27 protein-coding genes are annotated in these 21977 nt (G+C 63.3%); 18 read left to right on the forward strand and 9 right to left on the reverse strand.

The genetic code is table 11. The features are described from left to right. Positions 1-31 precede the first annotated feature (31 nt). On the forward strand, positions 32-337 hold the full coding sequence (locus ACJH6H_RS24490; protein WP_406775987.1) for a GreA/GreB family elongation factor: 306 nt from the start codon (positions 32-34) through the stop codon (positions 335-337). 38 nt (positions 338-375) lie between these two features. Here ACJH6H_RS24490 and ACJH6H_RS24495 read toward each other — a convergent pair whose 3' ends face one another. After that, positions 376-1332, reverse strand: coding sequence for a mechanosensitive ion channel family protein (locus tag ACJH6H_RS24495; protein ID WP_406775988.1), 957 nt, complete (start codon positions 1330-1332; stop codon positions 376-378). 263 nt (positions 1333-1595) lie between these two features. Here ACJH6H_RS24495 and ACJH6H_RS24500 point away from each other — a divergent pair, with 263 nt between their 5' ends. From ACJH6H_RS24500 to ACJH6H_RS24555, 12 genes are all read left to right on the forward strand, one after another. Continuing rightward, the gene (locus tag ACJH6H_RS24500; protein WP_212812430.1) at positions 1596-1898 is read left to right on the forward strand and encodes a WXG100 family type VII secretion target; all 303 of its coding nucleotides are present in this window, start codon (positions 1596-1598) and stop codon (positions 1896-1898) included. Continuing rightward, positions 1898-2185: a WXG100 family type VII secretion target gene (locus tag ACJH6H_RS24505; RefSeq protein WP_212812431.1), complete on the forward strand. Its 288-nt coding sequence runs from the start codon at positions 1898-1900 to the stop codon at positions 2183-2185. The genes ACJH6H_RS24500 and ACJH6H_RS24505 overlap by 1 nt, the downstream gene beginning before the upstream one ends. Before the next feature lie 3 nt (positions 2186-2188). Next, a complete protein-coding gene (locus tag ACJH6H_RS24510; protein ID WP_406775989.1) occupies positions 2189-4561 on the forward strand; it encodes a TNT domain-containing protein in 2373 nt (790 codons plus the stop codon). Between the two features lie 15 nt (positions 4562-4576). Beyond that, on the forward strand, positions 4577-5140 hold the full coding sequence (locus ACJH6H_RS24515; protein ID WP_138158340.1) for a hypothetical protein: 564 nt from the start codon (positions 4577-4579) through the stop codon (positions 5138-5140). A gap of 22 nt (positions 5141-5162) precedes the next feature. Further along, positions 5163-5693, forward strand: a complete 531-nt coding sequence (locus tag ACJH6H_RS24520) for an Imm61 family immunity protein (protein WP_212812433.1) — start codon at positions 5163-5165, stop codon at positions 5691-5693. A gap of 79 nt (positions 5694-5772) precedes the next feature. Further along, positions 5773-6579, forward strand: a complete 807-nt coding sequence (locus tag ACJH6H_RS24525; protein WP_406775990.1) for a hypothetical protein — start codon at positions 5773-5775, stop codon at positions 6577-6579. A gap of 7 nt (positions 6580-6586) precedes the next feature. Then, positions 6587-7117 carry a hypothetical protein gene (locus tag ACJH6H_RS24530; protein ID WP_406775991.1) on the forward strand — a complete coding sequence of 177 codons (531 nt, stop codon included), beginning with the start codon at positions 6587-6589 and terminating at the stop codon, positions 7115-7117. Next, positions 7090-7536, forward strand: coding sequence for a hypothetical protein (locus ACJH6H_RS24535; RefSeq protein ID WP_406775992.1), 447 nt, complete (start codon positions 7090-7092; stop codon positions 7534-7536). Before ACJH6H_RS24530 ends, ACJH6H_RS24535 begins: the two co-directional genes overlap by 28 nt. Continuing rightward, positions 7533-7796 (forward strand): hypothetical protein, encoded by a 264-nt coding sequence (locus ACJH6H_RS24540; protein WP_406775993.1) that lies wholly within the window; start codon positions 7533-7535, stop codon positions 7794-7796. Before ACJH6H_RS24535 ends, ACJH6H_RS24540 begins: the two co-directional genes overlap by 4 nt. A 162-nt stretch (positions 7797-7958) precedes the next feature. Then, positions 7959-8414 (forward strand): hypothetical protein, encoded by a 456-nt coding sequence (locus ACJH6H_RS24545; protein WP_406775994.1) that lies wholly within the window; start codon positions 7959-7961, stop codon positions 8412-8414. Between the two features lie 189 nt (positions 8415-8603). Further along, entirely contained in the window at positions 8604-9308 is a 705-nt protein-coding gene (locus tag ACJH6H_RS24550; RefSeq protein WP_406775995.1) for an SDR family oxidoreductase, read from the forward strand. 249 nt (positions 9309-9557) lie between these two features. Beyond that, positions 9558-9677, forward strand: coding sequence for a Fic family protein (locus ACJH6H_RS24555; protein ID WP_406775996.1), 120 nt, complete (start codon positions 9558-9560; stop codon positions 9675-9677). On the opposite strand, the gene ACJH6H_RS24560 is transcribed toward ACJH6H_RS24555, so the two are convergent. From ACJH6H_RS24560 to ACJH6H_RS24570, 3 genes are all read right to left on the reverse strand, one after another. Further along, positions 9670-10479: a hypothetical protein gene (locus ACJH6H_RS24560; RefSeq protein WP_406775997.1), complete on the reverse strand. Its 810-nt coding sequence runs from the start codon at positions 10477-10479 to the stop codon at positions 9670-9672. The two genes, ACJH6H_RS24555 and ACJH6H_RS24560, sit on opposite strands and share 8 nt — an antisense overlap. A 294-nt stretch (positions 10480-10773) precedes the next feature. Further along, complete coding sequence (locus ACJH6H_RS24565) at positions 10774-11469, reverse strand: hypothetical protein (RefSeq protein WP_406775998.1); 696 nt, start codon at positions 11467-11469, stop codon at positions 10774-10776. 230 nt (positions 11470-11699) lie between these two features. Beyond that, positions 11700-12356 (reverse strand): DUF2510 domain-containing protein, encoded by a 657-nt coding sequence (locus tag ACJH6H_RS24570; RefSeq protein ID WP_406775999.1) that lies wholly within the window; start codon positions 12354-12356, stop codon positions 11700-11702. A 223-nt stretch (positions 12357-12579) separates the two neighbouring features. On the opposite strand from ACJH6H_RS24570, the gene ACJH6H_RS24575 reads away from it, so the two are divergent. Next, positions 12580-13551, forward strand: a complete 972-nt coding sequence (locus ACJH6H_RS24575; protein ID WP_406776000.1) for a hypothetical protein — start codon at positions 12580-12582, stop codon at positions 13549-13551. 84 nt (positions 13552-13635) lie between these two features. Here the strand turns inward: ACJH6H_RS24575 and ACJH6H_RS24580 are convergent, their stop codons facing one another. Next, the gene (locus ACJH6H_RS24580) at positions 13636-14298 is read right to left on the reverse strand and encodes an NrtR DNA-binding winged helix domain-containing protein (RefSeq protein WP_406776001.1); all 663 of its coding nucleotides are present in this window, start codon (positions 14296-14298) and stop codon (positions 13636-13638) included. An 88-nt stretch (positions 14299-14386) separates the two neighbouring features. Here ACJH6H_RS24580 and ACJH6H_RS24585 point away from each other — a divergent pair, with 88 nt between their 5' ends. From ACJH6H_RS24585 to ACJH6H_RS24595, 3 genes are all read left to right on the forward strand, one after another. Next, positions 14387-15823, forward strand: a complete 1437-nt coding sequence (locus ACJH6H_RS24585) for an ADP-ribosylglycohydrolase family protein (protein ID WP_406776002.1) — start codon at positions 14387-14389, stop codon at positions 15821-15823. A 323-nt stretch (positions 15824-16146) separates the two neighbouring features. Then, on the forward strand, positions 16147-16545 hold the full coding sequence (locus ACJH6H_RS24590) for a hypothetical protein (RefSeq protein ID WP_406776003.1): 399 nt from the start codon (positions 16147-16149) through the stop codon (positions 16543-16545). Between the two features lie 26 nt (positions 16546-16571). Next, positions 16572-18149: an SIR2 family protein gene (locus ACJH6H_RS24595; protein WP_406776004.1), complete on the forward strand. Its 1578-nt coding sequence runs from the start codon at positions 16572-16574 to the stop codon at positions 18147-18149. Here the strand turns inward: ACJH6H_RS24595 and ACJH6H_RS24600 are convergent. From ACJH6H_RS24600 to ACJH6H_RS24610, 3 genes are all read right to left on the reverse strand, one after another. After that, a complete protein-coding gene (locus tag ACJH6H_RS24600; RefSeq protein ID WP_406776005.1) occupies positions 18121-19095 on the reverse strand; it encodes a metallophosphoesterase in 975 nt (324 codons plus the stop codon). The two genes, ACJH6H_RS24595 and ACJH6H_RS24600, sit on opposite strands and share 29 nt — an antisense overlap. Positions 19096-19135: 40 nt before the next feature. Beyond that, positions 19136-19909 carry an RNase H family protein gene (locus ACJH6H_RS24605; protein ID WP_406776006.1) on the reverse strand — a complete coding sequence of 258 codons (774 nt, stop codon included), beginning with the start codon at positions 19907-19909 and terminating at the stop codon, positions 19136-19138. Between the two features lie 208 nt (positions 19910-20117). Beyond that, positions 20118-20480 carry a DUF732 domain-containing protein gene (locus tag ACJH6H_RS24610; protein ID WP_406776007.1) on the reverse strand — a complete coding sequence of 121 codons (363 nt, stop codon included), beginning with the start codon at positions 20478-20480 and terminating at the stop codon, positions 20118-20120. 403 nt (positions 20481-20883) lie between these two features. On the opposite strand from ACJH6H_RS24610, the gene ACJH6H_RS24615 reads away from it, so the two are divergent. Beyond that, positions 20884-21210, forward strand: a complete 327-nt coding sequence (locus tag ACJH6H_RS24615) for a hypothetical protein (protein ID WP_131808664.1) — start codon at positions 20884-20886, stop codon at positions 21208-21210. A 189-nt stretch (positions 21211-21399) separates the two neighbouring features. On the opposite strand, the gene ACJH6H_RS24620 is transcribed toward ACJH6H_RS24615, so the two are convergent. Beyond that, a complete protein-coding gene (locus tag ACJH6H_RS24620) occupies positions 21400-21780 on the reverse strand; it encodes a hypothetical protein (protein WP_406776008.1) in 381 nt (126 codons plus the stop codon). Positions 21781-21977 lie beyond the last annotated feature (197 nt).

Raw genomic sequence — 21977 nt, forward strand, 5'->3', positions numbered from 1 at the left:
TGCGGTCATCGCAGACCGGCACCCGCGAGAAATGTCATCCACCAACACAATCGACGCCCGCGACGAGCTGATCCTCGAAGGTCAGGCCGTGCCGGGCGCCTGGGTCACCGTGTCGTTCAACGGTGACCCCGACGACACGGACGTCTTCCAGCTCGTCCTGCCCGCCGACGCCAAGCCGCTGGGTGACACCTGCTCCGTGGAATGCCCGCTGGGCAAAGCACTCGTCGCCTCGCACGTCGGCGAAACCCGGAGATACGTGACAGAATCCGGGCGGAGCATGGCGATCACGGTTCTGGCCGTCGACAGCGTGAATCCGCAGGAGACGGCCGGACGCTGACCGCTCCCCGACCAATGTTGTTCGGGGAGCCCAGGGCCCTACTCCGCGGCCCGACCGCCCACCACCGCGTGAATCCGCCCCTGCGGGTACGGCAAGGCGATGTCGTGTTCGTCGTAGGCGCGTAGGATCGCGCGGCGGATCCGGCGCTGCACCGCGCCCTGCATGTTCGGACGAGTTTTCACCGACATCCGCAAGGTGAGTAGATCAGGCGAGAGCTCCTGCACGCCAAGCATTTCCGGATCGCCCAACACATCGGCAGCGATCGCCGGATCGATGATCGCGTCCTCCGCCGCTTCGAGGGCCACCAGCTCGGCGCGGTCGAGGTCGGCGGTCAAGGCGACCGGAACCTCAACGTTCGCAACGGCGTAGTCCTGGCTCATGTTGCCGACGCGCTTGATCTCACCGTTGCGGACGTACCAGAGGGTGCCGTCGCCGCCGCGCAGTGTGGTGATGCGCAGGCCGACGCTCTGCACCTCGCCCGTCACGTCACCGAGGTCGACATTGTCGCCGACACCGTATTGATCCTCGAGCAGCATGAAGATGCCGCTGACGAAGTCGCGGACCAGGTTCTGCGCGCCGAAGCCGATCGCGAGACCGACCACGCCCGCCGAGGCGATGAACGGCGCGATGTTGACGCCCAGCACGCTGAGGATCGCGAGCACCAGCCACAGGAGCAGCAGGATCGACACCGTCGACTTCAGCACCGAGCCGATGGTCTGTGCGCGCTGACGGCGCCGCTCCGCAGCTTTGCGGGCGTTCGACGAGGCCGCCCGGTCGCGCAGGTAGCGCAACAAGGGCGGACGGTTGGCCTGCGATTCCTCATCGACGGCCATGGTCTTGCCGGCGCGCCCGGTCGTGGCGCGGTCGATCACCCGGTGCAGGGCCAACCGCGCGATCAGGGCGATGACGCCGTAGGCCGCGATCCGGATCGGCACCTCGAGCAGCCAGTGTCGGTTCGTTTCGGTCCATTCGAAAGCCAGTTGGTAGACATGCACGTGTTCGACCCTACGAGAGGACGTCGAAGCCCCTGGCCACGGCGATTCCCGGCTGCAGCCTGGGCCAGCGGGTTTGGGGCGCGGAGAGATCCGGTCGGAGGGTGAGTCTGGTCGTGGCCTGGCTCACACTGTCGACGCCATTCCTGCCCGAAATCTGGCAGCAACCTGTCTAAAACCTTTGAGCGACAAGGAAATTCGCGTCGGCGACCCCCTGGCACGCTCGGTAAGCTCCATTCGTCAGCCAATCGCGTTGGGGGTATCGCATGGCCGAGTTACAGGTCGAACCGTCGGAGTTGGTCGCGGTGTCGCACGAATTGTCCACCGTCGCGGACGGGCTCCGCACCGGGATAACGTCCCTGGACAACGAGGTGTCCGGCCTCATGGGCACCGGCTGGACCGGTTCCGCGGCCTCGGCATACGCGGGCGTGTGGAAGGAATGGCACGAAGGCGCTGCCCAGGTGGCCGCCGGCCTGAGTCGCATGTCGGCGCTGCTCAATGAGGCGGCGGCCAAGTACACGAGCACCGACGCCGAGGGCGGCGCGCACATCGCGGGATCGGGCCTCTGATGAGCGAGTTCAGCGTCAATCCGGCGGCACTGGCGGCGGTCATCGACCGGATGACCGCGTTCGATTCCGACCTCGAAGCCCACTTGGCGCACGCAGCCGGTTCGGTCGCCCGGTTGGGCTCCAGCTGGTACGGCGACGCCGGCGAGGCGGAACGGTCGGCGCAGGCGCAGTGGAACGAAGGCGCCCGGGAGATGCGGGAAGCGCTGGCACGGCTCCGACAGATCGCTGAGGGCGCTCACGAGAACTACTCGTCCGCCGCGAGCAAGAACCACCAGATGTGGTCCTGACCTGTGACCGGCCCGATCACGGTCGATCCGACCGCGCTCAACTCGGCAGGAGCGTCGGTCGGCGCTGAATCCAACGCCGTCACCAGTGCCATCTCGACGCTGACGGCTGCGCTGTCGGGGCATGAGTCCGGATTCGGTCACGATGCCGCGGCATTCATGTTTTCGCGCAGCTACACGAACGCGGCGAACGCGCTGCTGCACACGGCGGCGTCGGCGGTCAATGCGTCCCGGCGTGCAGGGCAAGGCATCCAGATGTCCGCCTACAACTACGGCACCGCGAACGCCCACTCAACGGTCGGGGGCGGCGAGTCGCCTGTGCCCAAACCGGGCGATCCCGGAAAATTCTCGGCACCAGCAGTGCCGTCGGTGTTCGGCGGCGCCATCGCCGCGCCGATCGGGTGGGGCATTGTCGAGGCCTTTGTCGGTGGGGTGTGGCCTGACGGGGATCCCGCACAGATGCGCGCGACGGCCGCCGCATGGCGCACCTTCGGCTCGTCGATCAGTGGCGGTTCGGGCGCAATAACCACTGCGGGAACGACTTTGGGCGGATTTCAGATTCCCGAAGCGCCGCAGATGCAGAAGGCCGCCAACGAGATCAGCGGCGGCCTGACCAACATCGACCAACAGGCCCAAGCGCTTGCCGCCCAGATCGATTCGTTCGCAACCACTGTCGAAAACGCGCAGAACGCCATCCGCGATCTGCTCCACCAGTTGAGTCCCAGCGGCATTCTCAGCACCATCGGCGGCATGTTCGAGGGCCACAATCCCATCGAGAAAATCAAGCAGATCGCCCACGACATCGACACCGTCCTGAACAACATGAAGCGTGAAGCCAACGCCATGGATCAGGCTGTCAGCCAAGGCATCAACGATCTCGACGGCCTGACCAACAAGCTGGAGGCCTGGGCGAACAAGGAGTTCGTCGAGGTGTTCGGGCAGGAGGTCGGCGGCGTGCTGGCCATGGATTTCACTGCCCTGGCTGATATCACTGAAGGTGGCTTCAAATTCGTCGCCCAGACTGCAGAAGGTCTCGACCAGCTTGATCCGACCCGCTTCCTCTACGACCCAGAGGGTGCCGGCAAGGCGTGGTTGAACACCGGCAAGGCGCTGGGCGAAATGGCGCTGGTCGGCGATCCCTTGACCGCTCCGTTCGCGCTAGCGGAGCCTCACATCCGCAACGACGTGATGAATCTCGGCAAGTCGATGCTCGACGTCGAGGATTTCAAGAACGGTCACCCGTTACGCGGACTCGCTTACGACGCAGCACAAGTCGGATCGATGATCATCCCCGGCGTGGGCGAGGCGGCACCGGCGGCCGACGCCGCGGGCGGAGCGGCGCGCGTCGGTGCGGCAGAGGCTCGGGCCGGCGGGACTGTTGCCCGCGATACCGGTGCAGTCGTGTCGCGTGGTGGCGCGGCTGCTGCGGGAGCAGAAGAGGTGGCCACCAGGGCTGGAAACATCACCAAGAATCTCGACAAGGTTGGCGTACCTGAGGCGGCGCCCGGCCCGACCGCCGCAGGGAAGGCGCCGGTGGAGCCTCCGGTTGCTGCACCGAAGCCCGAGGCAGCTCCGGCTCCGAAGCCGGAGCCTGCGCCAGCGCCGACTCACGAGGCGCCCGCACCACATACGGCGCAGCCGACGGGGCCCAGCGAGCCACACGCTCCGGCGCCCGTTGAACACGGCCCGGTCGATCACAGCAGCCCGAGCGAACACCACACCGGTGCGCCTTCAGAATCCCCCCACGCCGGCGACGGCCCAGTCGAGAATCACCCATCGCCGCCTGAGCCACCTTCGACTCCTCCCCCTCCCGTTGCCGGCCACGACTATGGGTTCCCACCCGAGAGCGCCTTTGAGCACGTCAGGAACCCGGCGGACGATATCGCCCGGCTTCACGAAGGCGGCGTGCCGCACAGCGTCACCGACGGATATGACCCGCTGGCGGGCCGGACTGAAGAAGAATTCAAGCGGGAGTTCACCACAGTCGACGACAAAGGCCGGCTGCAATGGGATTGGGACAGGCAAGCACCCAACAACGGGTTCGATGGGCCACCGTCTGTCTCGGACCGCATTCCCGCCGGACATCAACTCGATAGGCTGGGCTCGAACGGGGGTGGTTTCATGGGGGACGAAGGAGCACCTCTCTCCACGCGTTCGATGCCGCCTGGAGTCGCCAACGACTATCACACCTTTGTCGGAACCGGGCGGCCGATACCTGATGGCCTCAATTGGAGAGTTGAATACGGTCCCGCCAAACCAGCCTTCGGACAACCTGGCGGGGCCGAGCAATGGGCGGTAATCAACTTGGACACTGGTCGACCCGTGTCAGTCGAAGAGCTGAAACTCTGGCGTCTGATTCGTGAAACAACTGGAGAGTGAAGCCACGGGATGAACATGACAGGAACTGAATCTAGCTCCGACTCGCAACTGGAGGAGCTGATCAATCGGTATGACAAGTGGCGGCAGATCTACGCATATGCCGACCAACCCGCGCGCGATGCACCTGTATGGGAAGCGGGTCGTCTGCACCTACGGCGGGGATACCCGTACCCGGACTGGACGTCATACATAGTCGAGCCGACCGACGGCGGATACAACGTCCTCACTGCAACGACCGAACGCCGAAACGAACCGCTTGAAAGCCTATCGGGATTCTTCACCGATGCCGACGATGCTGGGAAGTACGTCATTTGGAACGTCGGAGAATCCCTCCGAATGTCGTGTCGACTGGACCCAATCATGTGGGCGTGGGAGGACGCCGGATTAGACCCACGCGTCCAACAGACATCACTCGAGAAGTACGTTTCGAAGTACTCACTGAAGTCAGATCCCAGCAGGTACTTCATATTGCAGGCCGGCGGCGTTCAACCTGTAAACCATCTATTGCCACTGACCTACGGCGAGCTGGACGCCCAGTTGCTCGCCGGGATGCCGGACTCTGTCCTTTCCCATCTGTAGTCGACACGGACAGTTGATACCAATGCCCATTTCTCAAGAACTGGAAGACTGGGCGAACCTTGCCAAATTTTCGTTGACGAGGAACACGGCAGGTAGCGGAGCCGATATTTTCTGGAATCTGGGCGGCGAACTCCGATATTTTGTCCGCGAGATGGCAGACGGATGGACGCAGGTCACCTGTTCGGACAGAATGGCACCCGAGGAATTTGAATTCTCAGGCGCTTCTCTTGCGGTCGTAGAGCGATTTCTATTCGGTTGGTTTGGAAACACCTATAGAAGCATCAGCGCGTTGCCGAGCTTGGCAACACCTGTAGCAGTCCAAGAAGCGAGCAATGGCTATCGCATAGTTTCGCAAGAGTTCGAAGGGGTCGATCGATATACGCTGATCGATGCGACCTATCGGATTATTGCGGTAAGCAGCGGCGGTCGTCTCATGGCGCCCGATCGACTCACCCTTTTGTCCGTGCTTCTCCATGCCCCCGTCTATGAGATCGAAGAGTCGTTTCGACGGGAAGACGGAAGACCACTGCTCAAGATCCGTGACCAGTTATAGCGCACCTCCTAGACGTCGAATGGCGGCCGACGCATTGAACGACAGACAAGCGACTCGCACACAAGTACATCGACGTCTGGTGCTGCAGAAACTCCTCGCGGCGCCGATATCTCACGCCATAGTCGAATCCGGACTCGACCAAGTCGGCGGAATGGTCGCCGAGGCCTCAAGAGCCCTCGGACTGATGACGCCCGCAGAACTGTTGGCCGCGTATGGCGTTGACTCCGCGCCCGAGTTCGTCGATGTAGTCCGATTTGAGCAACCGCGCGCGGCGACATTGACCAGGCCGAGCCAGGCGAAGCGTCCGTGGCCCACCTTTCCCCATGGCTTCTTACTCGGCGACTCACTAACACCGGTATGGAGCATGAGCCGAACCCGCTACTCCCACGGTGCCGAGTATTGGCGGATCCGTTCCGACGGCGAGCAGAGGTGCTTGTCGCACTACGCGGGGGCGGGCCGCGGCTGGGTACGCGCCAAACGCTGGCGGCCGCCAAGCCCGATAGTGGGCACGTTGGCGCGATGGCAGGGCCGGGAGTTCTTCGCCGACGTCATCGCAGAGACCGTGTTGTTGACCGCGATCGCCCAGAATGGCCCAACGGGTTTCGAGCCAGTTCGCCCCCATGCATGGTCCAAGACCGTCCCGTTGTCGGAATGCGAAGTGTTCGAACGGGTTTTCACGGCTCAGGTCGACGGTGTCCCCGTACGCATACTGCGCCGCACGGGTGAAACCGCCGAGGTGCTGCTGCTCAGCGATGACCCCGCTGATGCCGAGCGCGTCGGCGCTGGACTGGTCGAAGCCGGCGTGTTCGAGGCGGTGGTGGACGCGAGTCGCCTGCGGAACGTTCACGGGGTGGAGAACCAGTGGGTTCCGAGCGCGGCTAAGTAGGCGCCAAATGAGACTCGAACAGGCGACGCACATCCTTGAGTCCAACCGGGCAAAGATGCGCATGAGCATCTTTACCGAAGAGATTCCCGGTCAAATCGCGGCGGGCATCAATCGCCTCGGCGACGGCGAGGACACCTACTACTCGATCTACCCAGTGGGTCCGGAAGTCCCTTACGACGCATTCCCCTATTCGCACGAGTGGATACAAGCGACCGGCGTCGCGCCCGACCGTCTCACGGTCGAGATCAAGCAGCGCGACGCCAATGGTGTGCACCGTCTGTACACGATCGGCAGACTCGGCGATGCAGGTGAATGGGCCGAGACCGAACCAATTCAGAACGGTGACAACACATATTTGGTGCGTCCCTCCGAGGTACTCACAGCCACCGATGCCATCGCCTTGTTCCAGCACTACTACGACACCCACACTGTCCCCGAAGGCTGGAGTCTGCGCGAGCAGTCCGAGTTCTCCGACATGGCGGTCGCGGAACAATACGGCGAAGGTGAGCGGTGTCCACCGGAGACACGGGCGCCATGACGTACGCAGTCAGAGAATTCGCCACGGTCATGCTCTCAGACGAGCCCGCACGAGCGGAGATGCAGCTCAAACATCTCGTCAGCCTCATCGGTGAGCGAAAGCTCTTCATGCTCGTGTTCGAGCTGCCCGAGAACTACGAGACGTCCGACTATGTCGAACCGGCTGACAATTTCGTCCAGACAACCGGCACTCAGGCCGGCCTGACCGTGGAACTGATGGAGAATGGGACGCTGTTCACCCTCGGGCATCTAGGCGACAAGGGGCCGCTGGTTTCGCTTGCTCGAAAGGACGGCACCGCGGTCGAAGTGAACCAGAACGAAGTGCTGATGCCGGACGAAGTCGGGCAGCTCCTCGTCGAGTACGTCCGAACCAGCTCGATTGACGCTTCGGGTTGGGCACTCCGCGAGCGCATGCCATGAAATTCAGCGACACGTTCGTCTCGAGAGAAGACCGCTACTCGATCGGCGCCGAGCTCAACTCGGGGCGGCTCTACGTCTCGATCCCGGTCAGCAACGGCGTAGTGGATTATGAAGAGTACTACGAGATTTCAGCTGAGCAGTCCGACGTTTTTCTGGCTGACAGGATTGCCGCAATCGAGTTTGTCGAGGCCTGCCGGCAGCGTCAGCACGACGATCTGTTGATCCTGAAGCCCGGTACCAACCGCGGGACGCCCGTCTGATGCGACGAATGGAAGCTCGATTTCCGTTCGACAAGTCGGAACCTCGGCTGTTCGACGGAACGCCAGAGGAACTGCGCTCTGAGAACGCTGCGCCACCCTCCACGCTGAAGATGCCGGGCGTGCGCAGGAGTGCGACCACGAGACCATTTGAAGGAGGCCAGCATGCCGGCTGACATCGCCGAAACCCTTGCCAAATTGCCTGCGACACCGGGCATTACCTATCGAGGTCTGTCGGGTGCACCTGCGACATCGGCGATCACCTTGTCCCGGGTGATGCCCACGTCAGCTGATCCACGCGTGGCCACCGAGAATTTCACGGCGGAACGCGTCGTTGCCATCGTGACCATCACCGGACGGTTCATCGGGCCACTGTCACGGTATCCCGATCAAATGGAAGTCGCGTTGCTCCCCGCCACGCTCCTCCTCCCCGTCGGTTCTGTCGCGGTTCCCGGGATCGCCAAGGATGTCGTCCTCCTTGCCGAGACGGGAACTGCTCCGGGACTACCCGCGGACTTACCGGAGCTCAAGCGGGTCGTGAGCGCACAGGTGTCCGCCGCGCTCCAGCGGCCGCCAGCGACCATCCACTCCCCCGGCCGATTCTCGACGCCGCGGGCGTAGCGACGCGAGCCGCGCCTAGGCGCCGTGGTCCCGTAGCGCGAGTAACGGCACCGTCGAACACCGCGAGCCGCGCAGCCATTCCCCAAGGTCCGTGTCATGAACGCCACACACCATTAGCGGTCACATTCGTCGACGTCGGTCGTTCCATCTCAGTAACGAGATCGTTATTCAGATGGAGAGGAACGAGACATGACCGACGCAGCAGGCAAGGTGGTTCTGGTAACGGGTGGCCGGAGGGGCCTGGGCGCAGCCTTGGTCGATGAGGTGCTGGCCCGAGGCGCCCGCAAGGTCTACTCGACAGCGCGAACAGCCTTCACGGACGACCGTCCTGAGGTGGTCACGTACGGCCTTGAGGTCAGTTCGGCGGATTCCGTTGCAGCACTCGCGGATATCGCCAAAGACGTCGACATCGTGATCAACAACGCCGGCGTCTCCCACCTCGACGATCTGCTGACCGGCAGCTGGGACGACATCACGGACACCTTCGACACCAATGTCTTCGGGCCGCTGCGGGTGACGCGTGCGTTCGCACCCATCCTCGCCGCCAACGGCGGAGGCGCCCTCGTCAACGTGCACTCGGTGTTGTCGTGGCTCGGCGGCGCCGGCGCCTACGGCGCCTCGAAAGCCGCGATCTGGTCGATCACCAACTCGCTACGCCAAGAACTGCAGCCCCAGCACACCCAGGTAGTCGGAGTGCATGTCGGGTACATCGACACCGACATGACAGACGGCATCAACGCACCCAAGCTCGCCCCGGCCGAGGTTGCCCGACGCATCGTCGACGGTCTGGAAGCCGGCGCGGCGGAGGTGCTGGTCGACGACCTCTCGGTTCAGGTCAAAGCGGCGCTGTCTGGGCCGGTCGAGAACTTGGCTTCACTCGGTCGTAGCGAATAGCGTTGATATGTCTACATTCTCGCAATCTCCGACTCGTTGGCGGTGCACAGTCTCGCGCTTCGTGTCCCGCACAGCGGCGTCGCCAACTCGGACTACTACTGCGGATAATCCGATTTACTGTGCCTAGCTCAGATTAGTGGCAGTGTTAGTCCGAGTTAGGAGACGCACGGAGCCAGCAACTGCGTGGCCACCGCACGACCGAGAAGCGCGCTCTACATCCCACCGCCCGCAGAAACCGTGCCAGCCTAAATGGACGACCTCATCGCCTGTACGCGTCACAACGACATGCCGGCACTGTTGCAGGCCGCGGTCTCGCATGCGCAGCTTGAGTCGATCCGACCTTTCACCGACGGGAATGCAGCTACGTGACCCCATCGCCGCGCGCTACGAGAATCTGGTTCTTGATCTCCCGGTAGGCCTGCACCCGCGCCATCACCGCATCCACCGCCGAGTCCGTTGGGCCGACATCTTGAGCGGCCTCGATCCCATACAGCATTGCGCTCAATTTCGCGTGCAGCTCGGCGCGCTGCTCGGCAACCCGGGCATCCTCACGTTCGGTGCGCAACGACTTATCGATACGCTGCGCTTCCATGGCACATTTGCCAATCAGCTCCACCCGCTCGGTCGCAGCGGTTTCCAGACTTGCAATGGTGCTCTTGGCCTCCGCGAGGATGTTTCGGTCCTCTCTCGTCGGCTTGTCCAAGGCCGACAGCGTGTTCGCCACATTGCGCAGGGCGTACGCCTTCGTGAAGTTGTCGGTAATCCCTTTGATGTCGACGCTGAAGTCAACCTCACCCAACCATCCGGCGCGAGCGGCCTCGGACGCGGCAATCCGCTTCACCGCGCTCAGCGCGGATTCCACGAGCGCGGCGTTCTGCTTGCCCAGCGTATTGACGCGCTCTTGCTGTTCCTTGCGGACCTGTTCTTCCCGTTGACGTTTGGCGGCCGCGGCTCGGGCTGCCTGTTCGACGCGGGCCAGTTCCTCGACCTCGATGCGTCGCTTCTCCGCAGCCGTGACGACCGCGTAGACAACCCAGACCACGAGACTGACGGCGGTAATGACCCCGAGGGCGATCCAGACGGGCTTCGGGATCATCACAACGAGCAGAATCACGAAGAAGATGAAGCCGCCCAGCGCGTTCGACCCATCAGATGAACGCTTGCTGCTCATCGGGCATCCACGTCTGCTCGTAGGTGAACGCCGCTCCGTAGGCACGCGCACTGGCGGCCGAATGCCGAGTGGGCTGATTCAGCCACCACGGCCGTTCTTATCAACATGGTCCACACCTGTCTCGCTCACTGGTGCTACCTGCATTTCAGGCAGCCGAACAGGATGACACAGGTGACCGACAAGTCGGGTTGCGCGGACGCGGGGCTACCGCGATCACGAGGGATTTATCAGGCCATCGGCGTTTCTGCCCACAGCGCAATGTGCGTCGCGACCCAACGAACGGTGAACCGCCCCTCAGTACCACGCATGACCACACGGCTCGCAATGCCATTTCTCGTCTTTAACGCAGCACCCGCCCATATCGAGCCACGGTGCCCATTCATCCGGGCTCATCACCATGCCGTATCGAATCACCTGAGTCCGCTGGCCACCACACCGGGGACAGCCGGGATTCTGGGCAAATTGAAAGTCGATGAAAGACCGGTAGTTGCCGTTGCGCATCCGGTCCCAGCACCGACGGCAGAGCACCGCCGGCCAGTCGTCGGCTGAGTTCCGTAGCCAGCCGCGGTACGTATGTCCAGTTGGGCCATTCGACGTCCGGATCGGCGAAGGTGCCGCGAGACGCTGCAGCGGGTCGACGGTGTGGACGTGGATCTTGTCCCGCGCGTCAACATCGGTCAGGTCGATCTCTTGACCACAGCCGTGGCATTTGCCATTGAAGGACAGCAGATTTCGTGCCGCGACCACCGATGAGTGTCCCCACCGATAGTGGATGTCTCCGCGCACCCGACTCTCGTGTAACGCGAGGATCAGTTGCTCGGCGTCGTCGTCATCGAAGCGCCAAGCCTCGAACGGATCACTGAGATCGAGCATCATCGCCAACGTGGTCAAGTCCACGAGGCTGGCCAGGTATCGCGGTGTGCCGCCCACCAGTGCACCACCGAATCCACCTTCGTGATCGATACGACCGAGGACCGTCAGCACCGACATCGGATCTGTTCCTAACACCAGCAGGACGCAGTCGCCGGGACGGGACTCGCCGAACGCGTAACGCCACGGCCGATAGGGTGACTGGGGCTCGAGCAATGTGATGACGCCGTCTTTCCAATCGGCTGCTTCGAGAACGTGCAGGCGGTGATGAATTGTTTGCGACATGAGTCAATTATCGCAGTGATGTATGACAATCCATGCCTTCAGTGATTAGCTGGAGGGCTGCGTATTCATCGTCCGCCAGACCCAGAATCTCGGCCATAACCGTAAACACCGGTGTCTCCCGGGAACGCCGGCGGCATGTAGCCGCCATAGGTACCGCGGGGATCGCCCTGAACATAGAACCGGTCCTCGCGGTCGGCACGGTTGGCGATCATGTCCCGCTCGAACTGTTCCCTGCGCAGTTCAGCGTCCCGCGCCTGGGCCGATTTGAGCGTCCAGACAGCGAACAGCGACATCACCACCAGAGCGATCAGCACGCCGTACAGCCACGGGTGCTCGTGGGCGGTGCCCAGCAGAAACAAGCCGCCGAAGACCGCAGCCACGCCGACTACGGGGCGCCTCTCTGGGGTACGCGCCACGGCAGCAAGGCCGTTGCCGCCGTTGGCAATCGCGACCGACGAGGACGATGCCCCGCCGAAGATCGCCATCAGGACCCAGATCGGTAGCCACAGCCCGCAGGACAGGAGAGTCAGGATGGCGTGCAGCGCATGGTTGCGCCCACCGCCGGCTGATACTGCGACGGCGACCGCAGGCGCCGGGACGGCGGGCGCAGAGGGGACGAAGTGTTCCGTCCAGCGTCGGCCGTCGTGGGAACGCTGGCCAAGTTGGCCGCTGGGATCTGGGTACCAACCCGGCGCAGGGTTCAGATAGTTGTGATTCGGCATGTCGGTTCCTCTCGGCGCATTTCAAGCAGCCGAACAGAATGACACCGACCACCGACAAGTAGCAGCGACCGACTCAAGGCATGAATCCCTGCCCGGGCCCTCACCAATGTCCGCTCCGTAGCCCTGCGTGGCAGTCGGTCAGAGGCTCCCGACACCGCGCAAACTCTGATGTGTCCGAGCCGGGTGCTACAGATATTGACGGAACGCCGAGATGGAGGTAGCGATGACAGGCAAAGCGCCGGTAGAGATCGTCAGGAACCAGTTGGTCCTTGGTCCTGTGACGGTGGACTTCCAGCGGACGCTGCGAATTCCCGAGGCGGGTGTGCACCCGCTGCCGCCGGGGCTGGGCCGATTTCCGTTGCGGCGGGTCGCGGATTACCCCGACACCGCACCAGCCGAGTGGCTTTCCCGTGGCGGCGTGATGCTGCCGATTTACCAGCGAGAGGCAATGTGGTTGTCGTTCAATGCCTCTGAACCCACTGCATTGCAGGTTGGCGTGGGCAAAGTGTGTGCAGTCAGCGGCTTGCCGTGGATCGAGCATCTCGTCAAAGACCCACAGAATTACGTTGTGCTTCCTGACCAGCCGTGGCTGGATGGCATCAACGCGGGCGACGGTTTCATCCGCCAGTTCGTTGCGGTGCCGCTCGGGTCGGGCGCCACAGTCGAAGGCCAGGTCACAGGGCGGGAGAGCCATGGTGGGGTGCAACTTCGGGCCGTCAGTCTGACCGAGCAGGCGCTTGCGGCGTGGCACGCCGCACACCTGATGTATTGCGACGGCGTTATGGACGAGGAAATGGTGCTGGGGGCGCCCGCGGCGAGCATGGGGCTCGGTGCTGGTGGGCGAATGCAGCAGGAGGTGTACGCCGACGATCGACCGCTTGCCGACTACAACGAGACCGGTACCCGGCGGGTATTCGTCCACTTGTGCTCGGCCGCGCAGTGGACTGCCATCACCGGCGAGGTACCGCCCCCAACCCCGGTCGATCGAGATGCCTACGTAGAGGCGGGGTTGCCATGGTTCCAGTACTACGACGCCGATGCCCGAGACCTGGCGGCGCCCCAAGAACTGGCGACGGTCAAGAGTGTCGGCGACGTACTCGGATATGACGAAAAGCCTTTCGTTCCCGTCGATCCCGCGGAGGTCGTTTCCCTGAAAGGGACCCTCGGCGCAGCTGTCGCAGATGGCGATTGGTAGGCGGCCAGCGGAAGGTAAGAGGTGATGGGTATCCGAAGCGCTACACACCCGCGTGGCATCTCCCTTCGCGACGGCCCGCGGCGGTCAATTGACAGCGATGTCGCGGCGACGGAACAGCTCGGCAGGCCTTCCCCTACCCCGTGACGCCAGCTCGTCAGTACCGACGACCAGACCGCCCATGGCACGACGAAAGTTGTCTGCCTGCAACCGCTTTCCCGAGACCACTTCGTGTACGTGCCGCAACTCGCGCAGCGTGAACGTGTCACCGAGCAGACGGTCCGGGTCTGCGTTGTCCCGATAGCGGCTGCGCAACTCCGCTACCGCGCGCTCGACGATGTCGTCGTGGCCGTACAGGCGACCGGTGGGGACGACCGGCACCAACCGTGTGACCCCCGGCGTAAGGCCAACGAGTTGTTCGAGTCGTACGACCGCGATATGCGCGGCCGACAGCACCCAGCCCCGATCGTCGCGGTGAGGGTCATCGAACACGTGAAGCTGACGCGGCCGCAATCCGTGGACGTTGGCCTTATCGGCGAGTGACCGTTCCACCGCATCGGCGAGCGTCTCTCGTTCATGCAAGAAGGTGCCCGGCAGCACCCAGTGCCTACCGTCTGGCCGCAGCACTTCCAGCACCACAAGTCCCAGATCAGGATCCAGGGTCAGTACGGCCGTATCGACGGCAACCGACGGCCGCGGGTAGTCGTCGAGGCTCTTCCCGCTGGGGTCTACGTACTTACGGCGGCTCATGTCGGTGCCCTAGCGTAGCCTGAGGAATAATTAGCGCGATATCGCGTTAAATATGGCTACATGATCGCACCGATCCGAGGAGGACGCCATGGCATCACTGAACGACCGCATCGAAGGGGTCCTGCTGGGCACCGCCGTCGGAGATGCCCTGGGCGCACCCTACGAATTCCAACCACCCCGCGGGCCTGAGCTTCCTGTCGTTATGGAAGGCGGTGGCCCGTGGGGACCCGGCGAGTGGACCGACGACACCGCAATGGCGGTCGCCATCGCCGAGGTTGCCGCGACCGGAGCCGATCTGCGTGACGTCCGCGCGCAGGACGCGCTGGTGGAGCGGTGGTACGGGTGGTCACTGACATCGAAAGATGTTGGTATCCAGACGCGCAACGTGCTGTCTACCGCGAACGGGGGTAACGGAATCACCGCCGAACGCTGCCGCACCGCAGCTCGTGCGCTGCATGAACAAACCGGCCGCACCGCCGGCAACGGGTCGCTCATGCGCACGGCGCCGGTCGCACTGGCCTACCTCGACGATGAAGACGCGATGGCCGAGGCCGCACGAGCCCTCAGCGAACTGACCCACTTCGATCCCGAAGCCGGCGATGCAGTGGTGCTGTGGTGCAGTGCGATTCGGCACGCGGTACTCACCGGAGTGCTGGATGTCCGGGTGGGTATGGGACACGTCCCGGCTGCACGCCAGCGCCTGTGGCAGCAGCGACTCGATGCCGCCGAGGCCGGTCGCCCGGCCGACTTCCCTCACAACGGCTGGGTCGTCTCCGCGCTGCAGGCTGCGTGGTGTGCAATCGCGACCACAGCTGTGCCCCAGGATGATCCGGCGGCCGGAACGTACCGCGCGGATCACCTCCGACTCGCGCTGGACGCAGCGGTGCGGGCAGGATTCGACACCGACACGGTGGCAGCGATTGCCGGAGGCCTGCTGGGTGCCGCCTACGGTGCATCAGCGGTGCCGGTCCCGTGGCGCACGCTGCTCCACGGCTGGCCGGGCATTCGGGCGCACGAACTGGTTGCACTGGCCGCGGCCATCGCTCGGAAGGGCGCAGCGGACCGGTTCGACGGCTACGCGAGCCAACGGTTCGGCGTGTTGGCGCCGCACCCGTACGACGCGCAGGTGTTGCTGGGCGACGTCGGGGCGCTGCGGTCCCTGCCGGATGGGGTCGACGCGGTCGTGTCGATGTGCCGACTCCTGCCGACCGACATCCGCCGGGATATGCCGCACGCTGAGGTGCGGCTTATCGACATCCCGACTGCGGACGAGAATCCACATCTGGATTTCGTTCTGACCCAGGCCGTGGAGGCCCTCGAGTCGTTTCGGGCGCAGGGCCGCACCGTGCTGCTGCACTGCGTCGGCGCTTACAGCCGAACACCGACCGTTGGCGCGCTGTACGGCGCGCGCCTCCGGTGCGTCAGCTCAGATGAGGCGCTGGCAGACGTGCTCGGCGTCTTGCCCGGCGCAAACCCCAACCACGTATTCCGTAAAGCGTTGCAGCGCTTGATTCCCAGCAGGTGAGAGGAAAAGACAGTGAACCACACCCCTTTGACGTGGAACGGGGTATTGAGACCCGAGCTGATCCACGACGACGTTGTCACCGCGTCTCATCAGTTGGCGGATGCCGCGAAGGCCGGTGACTGGGCAGTCGTTTTTCGGCTGCTCGATCGTAAGACGGACCTGTTGGGCATCAATTGGTGGCGGCCGGGCGGCACCGCTGGTTCACCGCCCTGCACCAGGCCGCCTGGCACGGCGCTCCAGTGACTGTCGCCGGCGACCTTGTCCGGCGCGGAGCGCTCCGCACCGCGGTCGATTCGCGCGGTCGCACACCGTACGACGTGCTCATGAGCGGTGAAGGAAATGGCGCCAAAGGTTCTGTCCTGCAGCGGACCCACCGCGCATTGGCAGAATGCCTTGCTACCCCGTCAACTCTATTGACGTCACGAGCAATCAGCGCCCTCGATCAGCACCTCGGCGACGTCATCGACGGGAGGATCCGAGGAAGGCTGTACGACGGCCACGATCCCCGGGAATTACTGCGGTACCCGAGTGTGGCCATCCTGCACGAAGTGCCGAATCAGCAGATCTGGTTCCCCGTGCCTGGGTTCTACGGAGGGTTCCTCGTCACGCTCCACGGCGACACGCTGGATGTGCGGAGTTGGTGCCGGGTCGTCGAAGGATCTGAACAGACTCATTTGGTGACCGAGCACGGTGCCACATTGGTGGAAGGTCGGGACGACTGACTCGGGTGATCGCTACTGTCACGAACATGGGTGGACACCTCTTCATCATCAACGGGGACCTGACGAAGGTCGCGTGTGATGCGTTGTTGATCCCCACGGACTCTGAGTGCAAGATCGAGGATCACTGGCTTGGCTTCCTAGAGACTCGCGGCTACACCAAACCCGATTCGTGGAAGCTAGGCGGTGTCTTCCTGTCAGCGTCAGACAAGACACCTCACATCTGGCTCGGCGAAATCGGCCAACCCACCAGCAGCGCGGACTTTGAAGCATTCGCACCGACGGTTCGAGCGTTCATCAGCCAAGCGAAGGCACAGCTCGCAGGAGTCAACGATGACAAACGCATTTACTCGTGGCCCAAGAAGCGCCTGGCGGTGAACGTCGTTGGGTCCGGCGCCGGCGGCGGTGTTGGCGTGAAGGGGAACCTCACCCTTGGCCTGGTCCGGACATTGCGCGAGCTGGCCACGACCCACGACGTCGACATCGTTTTGTGCACCTGGGGCGAGAAGGCCTACGCCGCAGCCCAACGCGCGCGGGAGCAAGTGATCATCGACGAGGCCGAAGCGTGGCAGTTCCATGAGCGTGCCAATCCCAAACTGCTTCGCGAAGCGCACGCCCTCGCCGATGAGGCACGGAAGAACCAACTCGTGCTGTTCATCGGCGCGGGCGTGAGCGCAGGCGTCGGCCTGCCGACGTGGGATCGGCTGCTGAGCGAAGCCGCCAATGAGGCAGGTTTCGATTCGAAGCAGATCCCGCTGCTTGCAAAGCAGGACCTCCGAGACCAGGCCACCCTCATCGACCGTCGGATGCGAGCGCTCAATGGCGGACCCATCGACGGTTACAGCCGATTCAAGGCCGATATCGCTGCAAAATTGTCTGCCACACAACCATATTCGCTTGCCCATGGCCTGCTGGCTTCACTGCCCAGCAAGGAAGCAGTCACAACCAACTTCGACGTGTTGTTCGAGCAAGCGTGCAAGATCGCCAACGCGGATATCGCCGTACTGCCCGAAAACCCCCGTGCCACCGATGACCGCTGGCTCCTCAAGCTACATGGCAGCGTGGATGATCCGGACCGGATGGTCCTCACGCGTTCCGACTATCTCGAGATGCCCCGTCGGTACGGAGCATTGATGGGCTTGGTCCAAGGCCTCCTGATGCTCCGAAAGATGGTGTTCATCGGTTACTCCCTGAGCGACGAAGACTTTCACGAACTGGTCGACGAGGTGCGTGCCGCCCGGGCAGGTGCAACGGACATTGTCAGGGGCACCGTGCTATCCCTCACTGAGGATCCGCTCCACAAACAGCTGTGGGACACAGACCTCGACGTGGTACCGATGATCGTGGACGGATTCAACAAGGACGACCCGGAGGAAATCGCCCTCGCTTCAAGAGAACTCGACCTGTTCCTCGACCTCGTCGGGTACCTGTCGACGACGTCGGCGTCGTTCTTCCTCGATGACACCTACAGCGATCTGGCCGCAGGTGAAAAAGACCTCCGTGACTCCTTGATCAAGCTGCGAGAGTCGATGCAGACTTTCGAACCAGGACCAGTGGCAGGATTGGTCGACGAGTTCCTCAAGAACTTGGGCGCGACCGGCGTCTAATCCCGTTTGCAACTTGCAGGTAATTCTCCACCCGCACAGTCGATTCCCCTGACCATCGGTACGCGGTCAAGGCCCCGCCTTTGACCGCGCTGAAGTCGACGCACGCCGTGCGGTCGGTCCAATCGAGACCGCGCACCGGCGTTCCTGTCCGCCAGTAGTGGCCGTACACAACGGGCACATCGCCTCGGTAGACATGGTCGTCATTGGTAATTGACACTGCCGGCAGCTCGGGATAGGGCGTTCCGTCGGGCGTGGTGAACGTGCTTGTCATCTCGGCCAGCTCGTTCAGCGTCAACCCGGCGCTCCACCAGCGCAGGCGCGCCTGTTCGCGCACATGACCGTCCTTGTCGAGATACGGCAGCTGGCCATGGTCGGTCAGGCTCAACTCCGGTCCCTTGATCAGCGTCTCGACGGCCTCGTACAGCGGATGCCCCTTGGTCGATGCTGTCGCGAACTGCGCATCGTTACCAAAGACGTTCGAACCCAGCTCCTGCTCAACGACTTTCATCGAGGGCTCATGCCAGCAAGCATGCACGATTCGCACTCTCCCGAGGTCCAGCCACAGCGGAATGCTGCGGAACCAGTCCAGGTAGTACCGCTGCTGCTCGGCAGTCAACTGCTCCAAGAAGGCGCGGTGCTGATGGGCGTTCTTGTCCGAGTGCCGACGCAGATAGTCACCTTCAGCACGCGGGATGCCGTAACAGATCGCGTTGAACTCGTGGTTACCCATGGTGATCTGAGCACTGCCGGCATCGACCACGGCTTTGACGGTTTCCAGTACGCGCAGCTGCTGCGGTCCGCGGTCGACGAGGTCACCCACGAACACCGCTTGCCGGCTCCGGTGCCGGAACGCGCCGTCGGTGTAGCGATAGCCCATGGCATCGAGCAGTGACTCCAGCGGATCGGCGCAGCCGTGGATATCGCCGATGATGTCGTAGCCGGTCACAGGCTGATCATCGCACCTCGTCCGCGCAGACGGCCGACCATCAGGGTTTCCCTAGCTGGTCAGCCCGCCGGTATGCCGCCGCAAAGCCATTGGCGATCCCCGCCGCACGGCGGCGATACTCGCCCTCGGTCAAATCTCGATCGCCTCGTCGATAGCGTGACGCCAGACGTGCCAGTGCATCGGCACCCTCGTTCAGGGGCTCTCCGCGATGGCCGGGTACCCAACGCAGCCTGATCCGGCTCCGTTCGGCGTGAATCCGAGATTGCACAGCGACCAGGTTCAGATCGGACTCGGACTCCGCCGCCGGGTACCCCGCAGGCAGGACGAAATCTCCACGCCTCCAACGATTCACCATTGCGACGGCGGCTCGGCTGTCAGACTGCACCGTCAGACGATGACGCGGTAGTCCGCCCACCGCACTGCCGATCGCGCACAGTTCGGCCACCAGCACGGGGTTGGCGCCAACTCGCTTCGATGACGCGACGAACCCGTCAAGTCCGTGCTCGCCAGAGGAAGCCAGCCAACCGAAGCCGGCATGCCGGCACCGTATCGAGCCATCGGTGGCGACAGTGATGGGACCACGGTCCACGGGAAGCGGAGGCAGCGACAGCCGGGCATGTTCCAATTCAGCGGCCGCGCGTTCGACAAGTGATTTGTCTGCGCAGGCGGGACGCTCGATCCACCAATCCGTTGCAGCAGCGGCGATCTGGCCGGCATAACGCCACAACGGACTACCGCTGCCCACGCAGGCAACGAAGCGGATGCGCCGGTCGTAGGGACGCCCGGCACAGATTTCATCGATCGCATTGAGCACCGCGACCTCAGCGTTCGGCGCTGCGACGACACCCGACCACGACTCATGCGCGCTGACTGCGGCGTAGCAGTAACCGAGGTGCGATTCCGCCACATCGATCACGATCGATCCAACTGGCCGCGGCTGCGCGAAGGCGAGGTCGACGCGCCGGGACCGCGGCCGCGGCAGCGGCCTCATGACTCGCACCGCGAGTCGAGGCGATCGACCCTCATGCCGGCACGCCCTTGCCGCCCGCAGTCTGATTTAGGAAGGCGTCGATCACAGGTTCCGTGTCGGGGCACATATCGTCGACAGCGGCGACGATGATGGTCGCGGCCTCGTAGCGCTCATAGCCCGCTCGTGCCAGGAAACCCATAGCCCCAGGCACGCCGCCACCGGAACGCAAGATCCGGCAGGTCATCTTGCCTGCGTCGATGACCCCGGACACCGACGAGTAGTACACGCCGTTGTTGTCCAAGTACACGACGAAGTCGTACTGGTCGGCGTGAGCCGGTGCGGCGCCCATGAGCCCCGTCAGCACCATGAAGCCGGCCAGGAGCGACGCGCAGCCGCGGTTGAAGTGAGTCATCATCGGGCTCTCCGTCCTTCTGAGGAAATGCCCGCTTCCTGCGAGCCCTACAGATTGACAGAAGCCACCGACAAGTTCGGGCGGCGCCGCTTCGGCCGACGAGGCACCCTCGACATGTCGGTGCTCGCCGATACGTTGTCTCGTTCTCATTAGCCGCGCCGATAGGCGCCAGATGACTGGATGGACTATGAAGGCAGCAGATTTCGGAGACGAGTCACGAGCGTCGCGGGTGCAATCGACACTGGCACACGCATTGATCTATGTACTCGCGGTAGCAATTCCCATACGCGTGGCTTCGTGGTTCGGTCTGCTTACCAGCGTCAACACAGTCGTGGCCCTAGTCCTACTGGCATGCTGGGGCACAGCACTTTTTCATCGCCATAAGGGTCGTCTCTGTGTACAGTGCATGGACGATGTTCCGGTTGATGCACCCGGCGTCGCCCAGCGCCGTCGACGATCGCTGCGGTTCTTCCACTTCTCGGTAACCGTGCTGGGTACGCTTGTCATGGTCGTATTGATTGGCAGCCCAGCAGTTTTCGATATCGCTTCTGATGGCTCCGTCCCGCGCGCATACTTCATCTCGGGTGACATCTGGACGTTCGCGCTCATCTACACGGCATGGCAGCACCATCGCCTACGCCCGTGGTGTCCCTACTGCCGGCGGTGGGATGAGGGTGGTGATGAAGAGCCCGCACCCGACCCGACTTTGTTCGGCTCGAAATTGACGAGCTGACCGCGAGCATGGTGGCGTCCTTGTTCCCAACACATCAAAAACGTTGCAACACAAACTTTTCTGCCGGACAGATGGCAGTCCGCCGGGCAGTTGATGACGGCGCGAGAGCAGTTCTGAGAACCGTTGCGAGGGTGCGGTTTGAAGGCGCACCGTAGCCGGCCCCCGAGTATCGCGAGGGACAATCAACCCTCAGTTGCATTCGTCGCATACACCCGTGACCGGCAGAGCGATCGAGTGCACAGGGCAGAACCTCAGTGTTGCTTCCGTCTTGGTCTGCGCCCGTTTCCACTCCCGCGCTGACTTCGCTTTGGGCGTGAGCGTCGGCTCGCCCCCGCCTGGTGGCAGCTCCGCGCCGAAGTAGCGGTAGCACTCAAGCCGCGTTCTCGCTGCGTGGTCGTCGAGTTGGTCGAGGCTCATCGACTCCTCGTCGCCCAGAGCAAGGGGAACATTGCTGTAACCGCTTCCTACCGTGCCGTCGGCCGTAACACAGAGCGAACTGAGATGCGGAATGCCATTGTCGCGGCAGTGGTAGATGACACGTTGCAGCAGACCTCCGATCCAATTCGTCAACAGACCCTTGTGCCCGATCCCCGAACGGATTTGGACCGCATTGGACAGCTCGGTATAGGTGACGAAGCCGTTGTACTTCTTCGCCGTTTCCGTCAGGACTGCGATCGCAATCGGTTCCCAGGGTCTGCTGCACGATCAGGTGACAGTTTCGGTCACGCGGCCTGACTGGCCGGTGTGGTCATGATTGCTTCGAATTC

The sequence above is a fragment of the Mycobacterium sp. SMC-21 genome (assembly GCF_045310825.1).
In the GTDB taxonomy this organism is placed as follows: Bacteria; Actinomycetota; Actinomycetes; order Mycobacteriales; family Mycobacteriaceae; genus Mycobacterium.